Below are 15,611 nucleotides of genomic sequence, written 5' to 3'. Positions count from 1 at the left end.
AAACGGCTAAAACAATTAAATTTAACAAAATATAAACATATATTTGATGTAAAATTACCACAATAGTTTATTTTTTAACAAAAAATTAACTATATAAGCTATTAAATTTAACCTTTCCGGGCATATCTCACACTTCTCCAGCCAGCCTGCCGCTGAGCGCAAAAACGCTTGCTATCTTGCTCCGGTGGCCAAAACCACATCTTATCCGATTATAAGCCTGCGGACTGGCGGGCAACTTAGCGGTTCTTCCGCCACCCTACTGAAAGGTATTGCTATGAAATTTAACCTCGCATTACTGAATGCATGTGTGGTTTCTGCGTGCATGCTGCTGTCAACACCGTCCTTCTCGGCTGAAAAACATGATATTGCGGTGGTGGCGAAAGTTACCGGCATTCCGTGGTTCACCCGCATGGAAGTTGGCGTGAAAGAGGCCGCCACTAAACTCGATGTCAATGCCTATCAGGTTGGTGGCTCCACCCCCGATCCGGCACAGCAGGTGAAGGTGATTGAAGATCTGATCGCCAAAAAGGTCGATGCCATTATCGTGGTGCCGAACGATGCGAAAGTGCTGGAACCGGTGCTGAAAAAAGCACGCGACCAGGGGATCGTGGTGCTGACCCATGAATCACCCGATCAGCAGATCGGCCAGTGGGATGTGGAAACCATTGACAGCCAGAAATATGCCGAAAAAAATATGGATGAGCTGGCCTCCGCGATGGGCGGCAAAGGCGGCTATGCCATCTACGTCGGCTCGCTCACCGTGCCGCTGCACAACGCCTGGGCGGATGCAGCAATCAAATATCAGAAAGAGAAGTATCCGGACATGCATGAAGTCACCTCTCGCCTGCCAGTGGCGGAGAGCATCGACAAATCCTACGCCACCACTCTCGATCTGATGCGTACCTATCCCGATCTGAAAGGCATTATCGGCTTTGGTTCCCTTGGCCCGATTGGTGCCGGTCAGGCAGTGAAAAGCAAACGTGCGAAAAACAAGATTGCCGTTGTGGGCATTGCCATGCCTGCACAGGCTGCTCCTTACCTGGCTTCTGGCGATATAAAGAAAGCGTTGCTGTGGGACCCGAAAGACGCGGGCTTTGCACTGGTTAACCTGGCCGATCAAATCCTCGATGGCAAGCAGGTCACCAGCGACCTGACCATTGACGGCATGGGTAAAGCCGATGTGGATATGAAAAACCATGTGATCCGCTTTAACCGCATTCTGGAAGTCACCAAAGACAACGCCAAAACGCTCGGTTTCTGAGTGGACCCAGCGGTGCTGCCGGTCTTACTGACCGGCAATCATCCGCGCCGGTGAGGAAAGAGTATGTCGCAATCCTTTATTTCTCTTGAAAAAATCAGCAAATCCTTTCCCGGCGTCCGGGCACTGGATAACGTCACGCTTACCCTGAATAAAGGGGAGGTGCATTGTCTGGCAGGACAAAACGGCTGTGGCAAAAGCACGCTGATTAAAATTATCTCGGGCGTTTATCATCCCGACAAAGGCGCACGTATTGGCATGGACGGCAAGCTGTTTCCCAATCTGACACCTGCACTGTCGGCCTTTTACGGTATCCAGGTGATTTATCAGGATCTGTCGCTGTTTCCCAACCTGACGGTGGCAGAGAACATTGCAGTGCACAGCTATCTGCCAGGTGGCGGTTTCTGGGTGCGGAGAAAGGCAATGCGCAAGCTGGCTGCCGGTACGCTTCAACGTATCGGTGTGCGACTTGACCTCGATCGCAAAGTGGAAAAGCTGTCGATCGCCGACCGCCAGCTGGTGGCAATTGGCCGGGCGCTGGCTGCCGATGCCAGCCTGGTGATCATGGATGAACCCACTGCCTCGCTGACCCGCCATGAAGTCAATGGCCTGCTGCGGGTGGTCAACGAACTGAAAGCCGCCGGAATTTGCGTGGTGTTCGTCAGCCACAAGCTGGACGAAGTGATGGAAGTAGCTGACCGCATCAGCGTGATGCGTGACGGCAAACTGGTGGGCACTTATCCGACCAGCGACCTGAACAGCGACGAGCTGGCCTTCCTGATGACCGGGCAGCGCTTTGCCTTCAGCCATCTGCCGCAGCGCGCCGACAGCAGCGAAATGCCACTGCTGGAAGTGAACAACCTGTCAAAGAAAGGCCAGTATCAGTCGGTAAGCCTGAGCCTGAGACGCGGGGAAATCACCTCTGTTGTGGGCCTGCTGGGTGCCGGACGGACCGAATTATGCCTGTCCCTGTTTGGCATGAGCCAGCCGGACAGCGGCGAGATCCGCGTGGAGGGCAAACCGGTGAAACTGCACAGTAACCGCGACGCCATTCGTCACGGTATTGCTTACGTCTCGGAAGACCGGCAAACCCAGGGACTGATTATGCAGCAGTCGATCTTCGATAACATGCTGGTACCGGTGTTCAGCCGCCTGCGCAATCGTGCCGGGCTGCTTGACCGCGGCAAAGCCCGCCATCAGGTTGCCAGCCTGATCCGTGAACTGAACATCAAAGTATCGGACAGCCAGTTGCCAGTGCAGACCCTGTCAGGCGGCAACGCCCAGCGCGTGGCAATCGCCAAGTGGGTGGCAACCGATCCCCGCGTGCTGATCCTTGACTCGCCAACCGTTGGCGTGGATATCGCTAATAAAGAAGGGATCTACCGCATCGCCCGCGATCTGGCCGAGTCCGGCATGGCGGTACTGATGATTTGCGATGAAATCCCTGAAGCCTATTACAACAGTCACCGCGTGCTGGTGATGCGCAAGGGCGAGCTGATCGCCAGCTTCGCACCGCATCAGTGCCGCGAAGAAGAGATTGCCGGGGTGGTGAATGAATAACAAACTACGTCATCTCCTCAGCCACCACGAGATCTGGCTGGGGATGCTGATCCTGCTGCTGGCGCTGGGGTTGAGCCTGCGCACCAGCGAGTTTTTAACGTTGGGTAACCTGACCGACGTCGCCACCAGCTACGCCATTCTGGGTATCCTCGCCTGCGGCCTGTTTGTGGTGCTGATCGCCGGAGGGATCGACATCTCATTCCCGGCGATGACCGCTATTGCCCAGTACGTCATGGCCAGTACCATGCTGGCGCACGGCGGCAACTTCTTCAGCGTGTTCGCCATCGCCATGGGGTGCGGGTTGCTGCTGGGGTTGATCAACGGTGTGCTGGTCTGTTTCCTGCGCGTCCCCGCCATCATCATTACCATCGCCACGCTGAATCTCTTTTACGGCCTGCTCGTGTGGTACACCCAGGGAACCTGGCTGTACGGCTTCCCGGACTGGTTTATGAATGGCATCAACTGGTTCTCCTTTACCGCTGCGGATGGCTATGAATATGGCCTCACTCTGCCCCTGTTCTGCCTGCTGGCGGTATTTGTCCTCACCGGCGTGCTGATGCGCTATACCCGCCTCGGGCGGCAAATCTATGCAATGGGCGGCAATCGCGAGTCGGCTTCGCGGCTCGGCATGAACCTGCTGACCCTGCACTTGTATGTCTATGGCTATATGGGGCTGCTGGCAGGGGTGGCTGCCGTGGTGCAGGCTCAGACCACGCAGTCGGTAGCACCGAACTCGCTGGTAGGCTATGAACTGACAGTACTGGCGGCAGTGGTGCTGGGCGGGACCAGCATGACCGGCGGCCGGGGATCGCTGATCGGCACGCTGCTGGGCGTGCTGCTGCTGGCCTTCCTGCAGAATGGCCTGACGCTGCTGGCCGTCTCCTCCTACTGGCATATGGTGTTCAGCGGGCTGATTATCCTGGTGAGTATCAGCGCCACGGCATGGAACGAAAAACGCAAACTGGCGAAGGGGATATGACATGAGCACATTAATCAGAGCATTACCCGGCGACCGGATTATCCGCCTGCAACTGCTGATGATTGTGGTGGTGCTGGCACTGTTTTCCCTTACGCTGGGCAGCCGCTTCTTCAGCCTCGGTAATTTCCAGTCTATCGCCACCCAGCTGCCGGTGTTGGGCCTGCTGGCGCTGGGAATGGGCATCACCATGCTCACCGGCGGCATCAACCTGTCAATCATTGCCAGCGCCAATGCCTGCTCGCTGTTGATGGGTGCGATCATTGTTGCCCATCCCGGACCGCAGTTTCTACTGCTGGCTCTGCTCGCTGGCGCGCTGCTGGCAGTGGCGATTGGCGTGCTTAACGGCCTGTTGATAGCCGTGGTGGGTGTGTCACCGATCCTCGCCACGCTGGGTACCATGACGTTGATTGCCGGGCTGAATATTCTGATCTCTAACGGCGCAGTGATTTCCGGCTTTCCGCCGTTTATTCAGTTCCTTGGCAACGGGGATGTCCTGGGCATTCCCTTTGCCCTGCTGCTGTTTCTGCTGGTGGCCTTCGGGCTGTGGGTGCTGCTGGAACAGACCACGCTGGGCCGCAGTATCTATCTGCTCGGTTCGAATGAGCAGGCCACCCGCTTTAGCGGTATCAACACAGCCAGAGTGCAGATTACCGTCTATGTGGTTTCCGCCCTGCTCAGCTGGGGCGCTGCCCTGCTGATGATGTCGATGTTCAACTCGGCCAAGGCGGGCTACGGCGAATCCTGGCTGTTGATCACCATTCTGGCCTCTGTACTGGGCGGCGTGAACCCGGATGGCGGGTTTGGCCGGGTCATTGGTCTGGTACTGGCGCTGATCGTATTACAAATGCTGGAGAGCGGGCTTAATCTGCTGGGGGTGAGCAGTTACCTCACCATGGCACTCTGGGGCGGCGTGCTTATCCTGTTTATTGCGTTGCAGAATCGCAGAACCTGACGGTCGAGGCTAACAATGACAAGTTACTATCTGGGAGTGGATGTGGGGACCGGCAGCGCCAGGGCGGGTATTTTTGATCCGCAGGGCCGGATGATGGGCCAGGCCAGCCGGGAGATTGAACTGTTCCGGCCACAGGCTGATTTTGTCGAGCAGTCCTCGGACAATATCTGGCAGGCAGTCTGCCAGGCGGTGCGGGATGCGGTGAACCAGAGCAATATCAATCCGGTGCAGATTAAAGGCATCGGCTTTGATGCCACCTGTTCACTGGTGGTTCTGGATAAAGAGGGCAAGCCGCTGACGGTCAGCCCATCCGGGCGTAGCGAGCAGAATATTATCGTGTGGATGGATCACCGGGCGATTGTGCAGGCGGAACGAATCAATGCCACTAAACACCGCGTGCTGGATTATGTCGGCGGCGTGATCTCGCCTGAAATGCAGACACCAAAACTGCTGTGGCTGAAGCAGCATATGCCCAACAGCTGGCAGAATATCGGCCATCTGTTCGATCTGCCGGACTTTCTCACCTGGCGGGCGACACAGGATGAAACCCGCTCGCTTTGTTCGCTGGTGTGCAAATGGACCTATATGGGCCATGAGAACAGCTGGGATGCCAGCTACTTCCGCCAGATCGGGTTGGAAGATTTGCTTGAGCATGATGCAGCGAAAATCGGCAGCGACGTAAAAACTATGGGCGAGCCGCTGGGCCACGGCCTGACGCAACGTGCCGCCAGTGAAATGGGCCTATTGCCCGGTACAGCTGTCAGCGTGTCGATCATCGATGCCCATGCCGGAAGCCTCGGAACGCTTGGCGCGGCCGGAGCCTCGGGAGAACACGCCGACTTCGACCGCCGTATCGCGCTGATTGGCGGCACCTCTACCGGTCATATGGCGATATCCCGCGAGGCACGCTTTATCAAAGGCGTCTGGGGACCCTATTATTCTGCGGTACTGCCGGATTTCTGGCTGAACGAAGGCGGCCAGTCGGCCACCGGTGCGCTGATTGACCATATGATCCAGTCCCATCCCTGCTACGCCAGCCTGCGCGAACAGGGCAAGGCGCAGGGCAAAACCATCTATGAGATGCTGAATGATGTGCTACGCAAACTGGCCGGCGAACCGGAAAAGATCGCTTTCCTGACCCGCGATATTCATATGCTGCCCTATTTCCACGGCAACCGTTCCCCACGCGCCAATCCGAACCTGACCGGCATTCTGACCGGGCTGAAGCTGTCGCGCACGCCGGAGGATATGGCGCTGCACTATCTGGCGACCATTCAGGCGATAGCACTGGGCGCACGGCACATCATCGAAACGATGAATCAGAGCGGTTACAGCATTGACACCATTATGGCCAGCGGCGGCGGGACTAAAAATCCGGTGTTCGTGCAGGAGCATGCCAACGCTACCGGCTGCGCCATGCTGCTGCCGGAAGAGAGTGAGGCGATGCTGCTGGGAGGCGCGATGATGGGCACGGTAGCCGCCGGGCTTTACGACTCACTGCCGGAGGCGATGAACGCCATGAGCCGCATCGGCAAAACCGTGACGCCGCAGACCAATGAGATCAAGCATTATTACGACCAGAAATACCGCGTATTCCGTGAGATGTATCACGACCATATGAAGTACCGCCAGATGATGCAGGAGGGGTAATGTGCTAGCCTGCAAGGCAGATCCTGGCACAGAGAGCAGCAACAATGGACGGAAAACAGATTCAGGAGACGGCGATAAGAGTCGCTCAGGCCCAGCCGCTGGCAGAGCTTTGCTATCCTTTCGGCCCGGAATATGAGGTGTTCAAGGTGCGCGGGAAGATGTTTGCGCTGATGGCTCAGGTTCGCGGCGAAAGGATTGTGAATCTCAAGTGCGACCCGGAGAATTCCCTGCTCCAGCGGGCAATTTACGACAGCATCCATGCGGCCTACCATATGAATAAGCGCCACTGGATTTCGATCTATGCGGGTGAGCAAATTTCAGAAGGGTTAGTACAGCAGTTGGTCGAGGAGTCTTACGATCTGGTGGTCGCCGGTCTGCCGAAAAAACAGCGGCCGATGGTGAAAAGAGAAACCTGAAGTCCGGATAACCGGGCGGAATAGATCCCGCCCGGAAACACAGATGCATCTCACTTCCAGGGGCCGGATGTCTCCGGCCCGCCAGAATTTATGCGTCCAGTTTACGCATAACCAGAGTGGCGTTGGTGCCACCAAAACCGAAGCTGTTAGACATGACAGTCTTCAGTTTCTGCTCGGTTGGTTTAGTCACGATATTCAGACCTTCAGCAGCGGGATCCAGCTCGTCGATGTTGATGCTTGGCGCGATAAAACCGTGCTCCAGCATCAGCAGCGAGTAAATCGCTTCCTGCACGCCAGCCGCCCCCAGAGAGTGCCCGGTCATTGCTTTAGTGGCAGACATGGCCGGCGTGTTGTCCGGGAAGACTTCACGGATGGCACCCAGCTCCTTCACGTCTCCGACCGGAGTAGAGGTACCGTGGGTGTTCAGGTAGTCGATTGGCGTATCCACACCCTGCATCGCCAGACGCATACAGCGCATTGCGCCTTCGCCTGATGGAGCAACCATATCTGCGCCATCGGAAGTTGCGCCGTAGCCCACCACTTCAGCGTAGATATGCGCGCCACGAGCCAGCGCATGCTCCAGCTCTTCAACCACGACCATGCCGCCGCCGCCAGCGATAACGAAGCCGTCACGGCTGGTATCGTAAGTACGGGACGCTTTTTCTGGCGTGTCGTTATATTTGGTGGACAGTGCACCCATCGCATCAAATTCGCAGGACATTTCCCAGACCAGCTCTTCACCACCACCGGCAAAGACCACGTCCTGTTTGCCCAGTTGGATCTGCTCTACCGCGTTACCGATACAGTGTGCAGAAGTGGCGCAGGCTGAGCTGATGGAGTAGTTCACACCGTGAATTTTGAACGGGGTTGCCAGGCAGGCAGAGACGCCGGAAGCCATTGCTTTGGTCACCATATACGGACCAACGCCGCGCAGACCTTTAGCACGCATGCCGTCCACGCTTGCTGCCTGATAGAACGGCGAACCGCCGCCTGAACCGGCAACCAGACCCACACGTGGGTTGTTCTGGTATTGCTCAGCGGTCAGGCCGGAGTCTTTCACCGCTTCCAGCATAGAGATATAAGCATAAATGGACGCATCGCTCATAAAACGCAGAACTTTACGGTCAATGAGGCTGGAGATTTCGTCTTTGGACAGCTTGACGTTACCCCAGACGTGACTACGCATGCCGGAATCTTTCAGCTCCTGAGAGAAGGTAATGCCGGAGCGTCCTTCACGCAGAGACGCGAGGACTTCCTCTTGGTTATTACCAATGCTGGAAACGATACCCAGGCCAGTAATCACTGCACGTTTCATTCAATACCTCTTTCACTGCTTATATTAGGATTCGACAGGCACTTTAGCTTACAGTTGTAAGCCGAACAAGTCCGATCAGCGGTTAACTTTTGTAAATTTGCGTGGGCTGGCTCACACCGTTACAATCGCGGCACCGCCTGATAACTGAGCTTCTGCCGTGAAAATAACCCCGATCGAGCATGCTGAACTGAGCTGGAATGAACAGGGTACACCTGTATCCCGAGCGTTTGGCGACGTCTATTTCTCCAATGAGAATGGCCTGGAGGAGACGCGACACGTGTTTCTGGGCGGCAACAATTTGCCCGATCGGTTTGCCACACATCCGCGAGAGTTATTGGTCACTGCCGAGACCGGTTTTGGTACCGGGCTGAACTTTTTGACCCTCTGGCAGGCGTTTAATGATTTTCGGGCCGCGCAACCAGACTCCAGGCTACAGCGTTTACACTTCATCAGCTGTGAGAAATATCCGTTAAACGTCAGTGACCTTGCCAGCGCGCATGCCAGCTGGCCAGAGCTGTCAGACTATGCAGCGGCCCTGCGCAAACAGTGGCCGGTTGCCCTGCCCGGCTGCCATCGCCTGCTGCTGGACGGGGGCCGCGTGACGCTTGACTTGTGGTTTGGCGATATTAACCAGCTCATTCACACTTTTGATGACAGTCTGCACCAGCAGGTCGATGCCTGGTTTCTTGATGGCTTTTCTCCGGCAAAAAACCCGGATATGTGGACACCGGAACTGTTTGCCTGCATGGCGAAAATGGCCCGCAAAGGCTGTACGCTGGCCACTTTCACTTCGGCGGGCTTTGTGCGCAGAGGTCTGCAGGAAGCTGGTTTTACCACCGGGAAACGTAAAGGTTTCGGCCCAAAACGCGACATGATTGCCGGTGTGATGGAACAGGCTGTCAGCACGCCTGCTCAGGCCCCCTGGTATGCACGGCCATCCGCAGAAGGAGATGATATCGCCATCATCGGCGGCGGCATTGCCAGCGCCCTGCTGTCGCTTGCCCTGCTGCGTCGTGGTAAAAATGTCACGCTTTACTGTGCCGATAATGAACCTGCTCAGGGTGCCTCCGGCAACCGCCAGGGCGCGCTTTATCCCCTGCTCAATCATCACGATCCGGCTCTGGGCCGCTTCTTCCCCAGCGCGTTTACCTTTGCCCGCCGGGTTTATGACCAGTTGACGGTCGACTTCGATCATGACTGGTGTGGCGTTACCCAACTGGGCTGGAATGAGAAAAGCAGCGACAAAATTGCCCGGATGCTGACCATGCAGCTGCCGGAAGAGATTGCCTGTGCGATAAATACTGAGGAAGCAGAAGCGCTGTGTGGCGTGGAAACCGGCTATGGCGGGATCACCTATCCACAGGGCGGCTGGCTCTCGCCAGGTCAGCTGACCCCGGCGCTGTTCCGGCTGGCAGAGCAGCAGGGACTGAAAATTAACTGGTTGCATACGCTGACTGAGATGAAAGCACTTATCGACGGCGATGAGAATGCCCTGAGGCCATTGATCGCGGGCGGGGGTCATTCCGCCCCTGCCGCCACAATGCCGGATAACGCAAAGGCAACAATGCCGGATGCAACACACTCAGCAACGCAGAATGCATCAGGCTGGCGGCTGCATTTTGCCGATCTTCCCGCTCAAACTCACCGCAACGTGGTGCTGGCGACCGGCCATGCGCTGACCTCATTTGTGCAAAGCGAGAAGCTGCCAGCCTATGCGGTAAGCGGTCAGGTCAGCCACATCCCTACCACACCAGCCCTCGGCGCGCTGAAGCAGGTGCTCTGTTATGACGGCTATCTCACCCCGGTTAACCCAGCTAACCAGCATCACTGCATCGGGGCCAGCTACCATCGCGCCGACAGCGCCACTGCTTATCGCGCAGACGATCAGCAGGAAAACCGCGAGCGACTGATCCGCTGCCTGCCTGAAGCCGGATGGCCGCACGAGGTGGACGTCAGTGAAGGTAGCGCCCGTGTCGGCGTGCGCTGTGCCTCCCGCGATCACCTGCCGCTGTTTGGCCCGCTGCCGGACTATCAGCAAACGCTGGAACAGTACGCCGACCTGGTAAAACATAAAGAGGAAGCGAAACCGGCACCGGTGCATAAAGGTTTGTTCGTGTTGGGCGCGCTCGGTTCACGAGGGTTGTGCAGCGGCCCGCTGGCGGCGGAAGTGCTGGCTGCGGAATTGTGCGGAGAGCCGATCCCACTGGATAAGGATACGTTGGCAGCCACCCATCCAAATCGCTACTGGGTGCGGAAACTGCTGAAGGGAAAGGAAGTGAAAACGGCTTAGAGTCCGGCACTGGGAAACTTACGTTCAGAAAAAAAAGGATTCACTATCCATCTGATTACTGATCGTTGAGTGGTCCGGTGTTCGACAGTCTGAGCCCTGGAGTTTTGAAGTTTTGAAGTTTTGAAGTTTTGAAGTTTTGAAGTTTTGAAGTTTTCAGACTACACCGAAGATCAGAGCACAGGGAACCCTGGCCAGGAATAAAGCGTCTCGCGCCATGGACGGCGCGAGTCGAGCTGCCACGGATGGCGTAATTTGCGTCTTTATGAGCGGTCAGAGTTGCCTGTGCCAGCCCCGGATTTACAGACGACCAGGTCCCCCACGCCAGCACCAGATTTACAAACCACCTGGTTCCCCACGCCAGCACCAGATTTACAAACCACCAGGTTCCCCACGCCAGCATCGGATATAGTGACAATCAGGTTCCCATGCCAGCACCAGATTTACTGGCAGCCTGGTTCTCCCCTCTTCCCTCAGGCTGACTTACGCGCCTGCAGGAACAGATTATCCCACATACCAATCACCAACGCCTGGTCACGGGGTGAAAGCTCGCCCGCCTGAATAGCATTCTGCAAGCTGTTCTGTACCTGAATCTGCAGCGCTTCCGGAGTGTGCTCGCCGGACTGTTCAATCTCGGCCACTGCAAGCGTCAGATGTCCACGCAGATAGCCGCTGGCGAACAGCTCGTCGTCACTGGCGCTTTCCACCATGTCGTCGATCAGGGCCAGGATACGCGCTTCAAATTCATCGATCATAAAATTCCTTATCCGTTCCATTCCCCCTGGTCACAGATCTTCCGGCCAGGGAAACTGTGCCGCAGTCAGCGGGGGTGTTGAGTAATACTTGCAAAGTTCAGCGATAAAACGGGCTGGCCGGGCGGGAATGCCCTGCTCCAGCTGCGCCATTACCTGAGCATGGACTTTACGCTGGAACGCGATGCGATCCGGCTCACAATCTCCATTGAGATTGTCACAACTTACGTTGAAGGGAAACCCCGCCGCAACACAAAACATCCACTCCAGCGCCTGTGGCTTCACTTCCACCACTTCAAACTGGCTCTGAGTCATAGCATCACGCCCGTCCGGGCAATACCAATAGCCAAAATCGACCTGTTTACGCCTCTCGCTACCGGCAATACACCAGTGGGAAATCTCATGCATCGCGCTGGCATAATAGCCGTGAGCAAACACCACGCGATGGTAATCCACTTCCTCATCGGCAGGAAGATAGATCGGTTCGTCGTCGCCTTTAATCAGGCGCGTCTGAAAATCTGCAAAAAAGCAGCGGTCAAAAATCTCAATCAGCTGCTCATAATGGTGTGAAGGACTCATTCATTTTCTTCTGTAAAAAAATACCGCGCCAAATCCGTGGCGCACCAGGGTTATCTCAGCCCAAAAGGTGGTGGCACCATTCGGCTATCGCTGCGCCGTGGCTGTCATACAGCAGTTTGGCGCTCATCACCGCAGAGACTATCACCACCATCGGGCGGATCAGCGTCTGTCCACGGCTGAGCACCAGACGCGCCCCCAGCCTTGCACCACAGATCGCGCCAACCAGCATCACCAGCCCGGTCCCCCAGATGACTTTGCCGCCAAACATAAAGAATAACAGGCCGCCAAGATTGGAGGTAAAGTTCAGAACTTTGGCATGAGCGGTAGATTTAGCCAGGTTATAGCCGCACAGCGTGACAAAAGCCAGGGCATAAAATGAGCCAGCGCCGGGACCGAAGAAACCATCATAAAACCCCACGCAGCCCCCCGCGACCAGCGCAAAAGGCAGACCGTGCAGGCGACGGTGCCGATCTTCTTCGCCAATTTTTGGCATCAGCAGAAAATAGAGACCGATAGAGATCAGCAGCAGCGGCAGCACCTGACGCAGCACGCCCGGCTGAACGTGCTGGATCAGCACCGCGCCGCTCACCGAGCCGATAAAGGCCATGGCGATATTCAGTCTTTGCTCGCGAAGATTGACCGCTTTACGCCGGACAAAATAGAGGCTGGCCGAGAAGGATCCGCCAATGGATTGTAATTTATTGGTCGCCAGCGCCTGGGCCGGAGAGAGGCCCATCGTCAACAGCGCCGGTACCGTCAGTAATCCCCCGCCACCGGCGATGGAGTCAATGAATGCAGCCAGCATTGCCACAAAAAACAGCAGCCCGACGAGCAGCGGGCTGACAACAAACCAGTCCATTCTTCAGTCCCTAAAGCAGATGTTTATCCAGCAAAGCCTGGCAGGCAGGCGGCAACGGCGGCGGTGTCCGCTTCACTGGCGCACCGGTGCCAGGTTTTGGCGGCGCAAACCAGCTTTGCAGCTCAGCACCACAGCCATCTCCCGGCGGCGGAGCGGGCTGATCCTCACACTCCAGGCTGCCAGCCGGACAGCGCAGGCGAACGTGCATATGCGCACGGTGTCCAAACCACGGACGCACTTTGCGCAACCAGTCACGGTCGGCTCCGGCATCGGCACAAAGCTGCTTTTTAATCGCCGGATTGACGAAGATACGTGTTACATCGTCATCTTTCGCCGCCAGTTTAATCAGGCTGTCAATCTCTGGCTGCCAGTGCCGCGCGACCACATTTTTTCCGTCTGCAGCGACCAGATCCAGCGGCTGCGGTTTGAGCAGCATTGCTGAAGTCCAGCGCGTTTTCGGCAGTTGCAGCCAGATATCCACGTCCAGACCGGACTGATGGCTGGCATGGCCGCTGCTGAACCGTCCGCCTGCTGCCATCCCCATATCGCCGATCAGCACTTCACCCAGCTGCAGGTTATGCACCTGAGTGCTAAGGCGCTGAATAAACATGATCAAATCAGGGTGGCCAAAGTAGCGCCGCTGATCCTGACGCATTACCTGATAATCCGTGGCGTCCAGAGGCAAAGGCTGCGCCCCAATGATACAGCCGTTGGCAAAAGCGCCAATCGCCTGCGGTTTGCCGTTTATCGGCTGACTAATGGACTGCCACGGCGTGGCGGCCAGCGTGGAAGCGCTTATTAACAGCGCACCCAGCGCCATCAGGGTCTTTTTCATCATGTTACCAGCGGGGAATATCCGTGTGGACGTCAGCGTTCTGAGCACGCTGGCGCAGTAAATGGTCCATCAGCACGATCGCCATCATCGCTTCGGCGATCGGCACGGCGCGGATCCCGACGCAGGGATCGTGGCGGCCTTTGGTGATCATTTCCACTTCTTCACCGAAGCGGTTAATGGTTTTGCCCGGTACGGTAATGCTGGAAGTCGGCTTCATGGCGATGGTTGCCAGAATAGCCTGGCCGGTGCTGATACCGCCGAGGATGCCGCCCGCGTGATTGCTCTGGAAGCCATCCGCCCGGATTTCATCACGGTGCTCGCTGCCGCGCTTGTTGACCACTTCGAAGCCGTCACCAATCTCCACGCCTTTCACCGCGTTAATGCTCATCAGCGCATGTGCCAGGTCAGCATCCAGACGGTCAAAAACCGGTTCACCCAACCCCACCGGCACGTGCTCAGCCATCACCGAAACTTTCGCACCGATCGAGTCGCCCTCTTTCTTCAGCGCACGCATCAGTTCATCCAGCGCCTCGATTTTGTCCGGATCCGGGCAGAAGAACGGGTTCTGTTCCACCTGGTCCCAGTCTTTCAGCTCACAGGCAACATCACCAATCTGTGCCAGATAGCCGCGCACTTTGATGCCGTGCTTCATCTCAAGATATTTCTTGGCGATAGCGCCTGCCGCCACGCGCATTGCTGTTTCACGTGCGGAAGAACGACCACCGCCACGGTAGTCGCGCAGGCCATATTTCTGCTCATAGGTGTAGTCAGCGTGGCCAGGACGGAAGACATCTTTAATGGCACCGTAATCCTGCGAACGCTGGTCGGTGTTTTCAATCAGCAGCCCGATACTGGTGCCGGTAGTGACGCCTTCAAACACGCCGGAGAGAATTTTCACCTGATCCGGTTCGCGGCGCTGGGTGGTATAGCGCGAGGTGCCCGGACGCCGGCGGTCGAGATCGTGCTGCAGATCCGCCTCCGTCAGAGGAATGCCCGGAGGAACGCCGTCAACGATACAGCCCAGCGCCACGCCGTGGGATTCACCAAAGGTGGTGACGCGAAAGACCTGACCAATAGTATTACCAGCCATTATGACTCCTGAATTCTTTAATCTTTATAAATGCTGAAGTGGTGCTGTGCGTCGACGATCTGCTGGCGGGTCAGCATAAACACGCCGTCGCCCCCGTTGGCAAATTCCAGCCAGGTAAACGGCACGTCAGGGTACTGGTCGATCATATGCACCATGCTGTTGCCCACTTCACAAATCAGTACGCCCTCTACACTGAGATAGTCCGGCGCACAGGCCAGAATACGGCGCGCCAGCTTGAGGCCATCTCTGCCTGCCGCCAGACCCAGTTCCGGCTCGTGGCGGTATTCGCCGGGCAGATCGCCCATATCGTCCTCATCCACATAAGGTGGATTAGTGACGATCATGTCATAAGGGGTTTTCGGCAGCTCGCGGAACAGGTCGGCACGGATTGGCGTGACGTTGTGCTGCATGCCGTGCGCTTCGATGTTTTGCTCGGTGACCGCCAGCGCGTCGGTGGAGATATCCACCACGTCAACTTCCGCATCCGGGAAGGCGTAGGCACAGGCAATGCCGATACAGCCGCTGCCAGTGCACATATCCAGAATAAGGTTTGGCTCGTGTGGCAGGATCCCCGCGAAGCGCTCGTTGATCAGCTCGCCAATCGGTGAACGTGGCACCAGCACGCGCTCGTCAACGTAAAATTCATGGCCGCAGAACCAGGCTTTATTGGTCATATAGGCGACGGGAATGCGCTCGTTAATACGACGAATAACACGTTCAACAATGCGGTGGCGCTCGCTGGAAGTCAGGCGCGCGGTGCGCATATCTTCCGGAATATCCAGCGGCAGGTACAGGGTGGGCAACACCAACTGAACAGCTTCATCCCATGGGTTATCGGTGCCGTGACCATACCAGAGATCGGCGGCGGCAAAACGGCTGACCGACCAGCGCAGCATATCCTGGATGGTGTGCAGCTCACTGACTGCCTCATCGACGAAAATTTTGTCCAAAGTGCCCTCCACAGGCCAAACTTAACTCGGCTGCTAGTTTGCCATGAAGCTGACGATAATTCAGCGCAGCTGCGTTAAAAAGGTGACATTTGTTTAACTGGTGGCAGAAGTCGGGGTAAACTGGAGGAA

14 protein-coding genes are annotated in these 15,611 nt (G+C 56.6%); 7 read left to right on the top strand and 7 right to left on the bottom strand.

Annotated elements, in window-relative coordinates:
• The first annotated feature begins 274 nt into the window (after nt 1–274).
• From GSQ70_RS10865 to GSQ70_RS10840, 6 genes are all read left to right on the top strand, one after another.
• Nucleotides 275–1,261, top strand: a complete 987-nt coding sequence (locus GSQ70_RS10865) for an autoinducer 2 ABC transporter substrate-binding protein (RefSeq protein ID WP_158782548.1) — start codon at nt 275–277, stop codon at nt 1,259–1,261.
• Between the two features lie 63 nt (nt 1,262–1,324).
• Nucleotides 1,325–2,818 carry a sugar ABC transporter ATP-binding protein gene (locus tag GSQ70_RS10860; RefSeq protein WP_158782547.1) on the top strand — a complete coding sequence of 498 codons (1,494 nt, stop codon included), beginning with the start codon at nt 1,325–1,327 and terminating at the stop codon, nt 2,816–2,818.
• The gene (locus GSQ70_RS10855) at nt 2,811–3,797 is read left to right on the top strand and encodes an ABC transporter permease (RefSeq protein WP_158782546.1); all 987 of its coding nucleotides are present in this window, start codon (nt 2,811–2,813) and stop codon (nt 3,795–3,797) included. Before GSQ70_RS10860 ends, GSQ70_RS10855 begins: the two co-directional genes overlap by 8 nt.
• Nucleotide 3,798: 1 nt before the next feature.
• Entirely contained in the window at nt 3,799–4,749 is a 951-nt protein-coding gene (locus GSQ70_RS10850; protein ID WP_158782545.1) for an ABC transporter permease, read from the top strand.
• Between the two features lie 15 nt (nt 4,750–4,764).
• Entirely contained in the window at nt 4,765–6,399 is a 1,635-nt protein-coding gene (locus GSQ70_RS10845) for an FGGY-family carbohydrate kinase (RefSeq protein ID WP_158782544.1), read from the top strand.
• A 44-nt stretch (nt 6,400–6,443) separates the two neighbouring features.
• Nucleotides 6,444–6,815: an MmcQ/YjbR family DNA-binding protein gene (locus tag GSQ70_RS10840; RefSeq protein WP_158782543.1), complete on the top strand. Its 372-nt coding sequence runs from the start codon at nt 6,444–6,446 to the stop codon at nt 6,813–6,815.
• Between the two features lie 88 nt (nt 6,816–6,903).
• Here the strand turns inward: GSQ70_RS10840 and fabB are convergent, their stop codons facing one another.
• Nucleotides 6,904–8,130, bottom strand: a complete 1,227-nt coding sequence (fabB, locus tag GSQ70_RS10835) for a beta-ketoacyl-ACP synthase I (protein ID WP_158782542.1) — start codon at nt 8,128–8,130, stop codon at nt 6,904–6,906.
• Nucleotides 8,131–8,287: 157 nt separating this feature from the next.
• Between fabB and mnmC the strand changes: the two genes are divergently transcribed.
• The gene (mnmC, locus tag GSQ70_RS10830) at nt 8,288–10,420 is read left to right on the top strand and encodes an FAD-dependent 5-carboxymethylaminomethyl-2-thiouridine(34) oxidoreductase MnmC (RefSeq protein ID WP_158782541.1); all 2,133 of its coding nucleotides are present in this window, start codon (nt 8,288–8,290) and stop codon (nt 10,418–10,420) included.
• Between the two features lie 470 nt (nt 10,421–10,890).
• Here the strand turns inward: mnmC and GSQ70_RS10825 are convergent, their stop codons facing one another.
• The 6 genes from GSQ70_RS10825 to prmB are packed head-to-tail and all read right to left on the bottom strand — an operon-like array spanning nt 10,891 to nt 15,482.
• Entirely contained in the window at nt 10,891–11,172 is a 282-nt protein-coding gene (locus tag GSQ70_RS10825) for a YfcL family protein (RefSeq protein ID WP_158782540.1), read from the bottom strand.
• A gap of 30 nt (nt 11,173–11,202) precedes the next feature.
• A complete protein-coding gene (locus GSQ70_RS10820) occupies nt 11,203–11,748 on the bottom strand; it encodes an elongation factor P hydroxylase (RefSeq protein WP_158782539.1) in 546 nt (181 codons plus the stop codon).
• A gap of 55 nt (nt 11,749–11,803) precedes the next feature.
• Nucleotides 11,804–12,607, bottom strand: coding sequence for a sulfite exporter TauE/SafE family protein (locus GSQ70_RS10815; RefSeq protein WP_158782538.1), 804 nt, complete (start codon nt 12,605–12,607; stop codon nt 11,804–11,806).
• 10 nt (nt 12,608–12,617) lie between these two features.
• Complete coding sequence (mepA, locus tag GSQ70_RS10810; protein WP_158785283.1) at nt 12,618–13,442, bottom strand: penicillin-insensitive murein endopeptidase; 825 nt, start codon at nt 13,440–13,442, stop codon at nt 12,618–12,620.
• A gap of 4 nt (nt 13,443–13,446) precedes the next feature.
• On the bottom strand, nt 13,447–14,532 hold the full coding sequence (gene aroC / locus GSQ70_RS10805) for a chorismate synthase (protein ID WP_158782537.1): 1,086 nt from the start codon (nt 14,530–14,532) through the stop codon (nt 13,447–13,449).
• Between the two features lie 17 nt (nt 14,533–14,549).
• Nucleotides 14,550–15,482 (bottom strand): 50S ribosomal protein L3 N(5)-glutamine methyltransferase, encoded by a 933-nt coding sequence (prmB, locus tag GSQ70_RS10800; RefSeq protein ID WP_158782536.1) that lies wholly within the window; start codon nt 15,480–15,482, stop codon nt 14,550–14,552.
• Nucleotides 15,483–15,611 lie beyond the last annotated feature (129 nt).

The organism is Pantoea sp. BAV 3049, from assembly GCF_009765445.1.
Lineage (GTDB): Bacteria > Pseudomonadota > Gammaproteobacteria > Enterobacterales > Enterobacteriaceae > Erwinia.
This window is presented reverse-complemented; position numbering and strand designations above follow the sequence as displayed.

What these genes read in the sequence shown, in the direction of transcription:
- GSQ70_RS10865 (WP_158782548.1), top strand. Translation starts at nt 275, where the DNA reads ATGAAATTTAACCTCGCATTACTGAATGCATGTGTGGTTTCTGCGTGC.
- GSQ70_RS10860 (WP_158782547.1), top strand. Translation starts at nt 1,325, where the DNA reads ATGTCGCAATCCTTTATTTCTCTTGAAAAAATCAGCAAATCCTTTCCC.
- GSQ70_RS10855 (WP_158782546.1), top strand. Translation starts at nt 2,811, where the DNA reads ATGAATAACAAACTACGTCATCTCCTCAGCCACCACGAGATCTGGCTG.
- GSQ70_RS10850 (WP_158782545.1), top strand. Translation starts at nt 3,799, where the DNA reads ATGAGCACATTAATCAGAGCATTACCCGGCGACCGGATTATCCGCCTG.
- GSQ70_RS10845 (WP_158782544.1), top strand. Translation starts at nt 4,765, where the DNA reads ATGACAAGTTACTATCTGGGAGTGGATGTGGGGACCGGCAGCGCCAGG.
- GSQ70_RS10840 (WP_158782543.1), top strand. Translation starts at nt 6,444, where the DNA reads ATGGACGGAAAACAGATTCAGGAGACGGCGATAAGAGTCGCTCAGGCC.
- fabB (WP_158782542.1), bottom strand. Translation starts at nt 8,130, where the DNA reads ATGAAACGTGCAGTGATTACTGGCCTGGGTATCGTTTCCAGCATTGGT.
- GSQ70_RS10825 (WP_158782540.1), bottom strand. Translation starts at nt 11,172, where the DNA reads ATGATCGATGAATTTGAAGCGCGTATCCTGGCCCTGATCGACGACATG.
- GSQ70_RS10820 (WP_158782539.1), bottom strand. Translation starts at nt 11,748, where the DNA reads ATGAGTCCTTCACACCATTATGAGCAGCTGATTGAGATTTTTGACCGC.
- GSQ70_RS10815 (WP_158782538.1), bottom strand. Translation starts at nt 12,607, where the DNA reads ATGGACTGGTTTGTTGTCAGCCCGCTGCTCGTCGGGCTGCTGTTTTTT.
- mepA (WP_158785283.1), bottom strand. Translation starts at nt 13,442, where the DNA reads ATGAAAAAGACCCTGATGGCGCTGGGTGCGCTGTTAATAAGCGCTTCC.
- aroC (WP_158782537.1), bottom strand. Translation starts at nt 14,532, where the DNA reads ATGGCTGGTAATACTATTGGTCAGGTCTTTCGCGTCACCACCTTTGGT.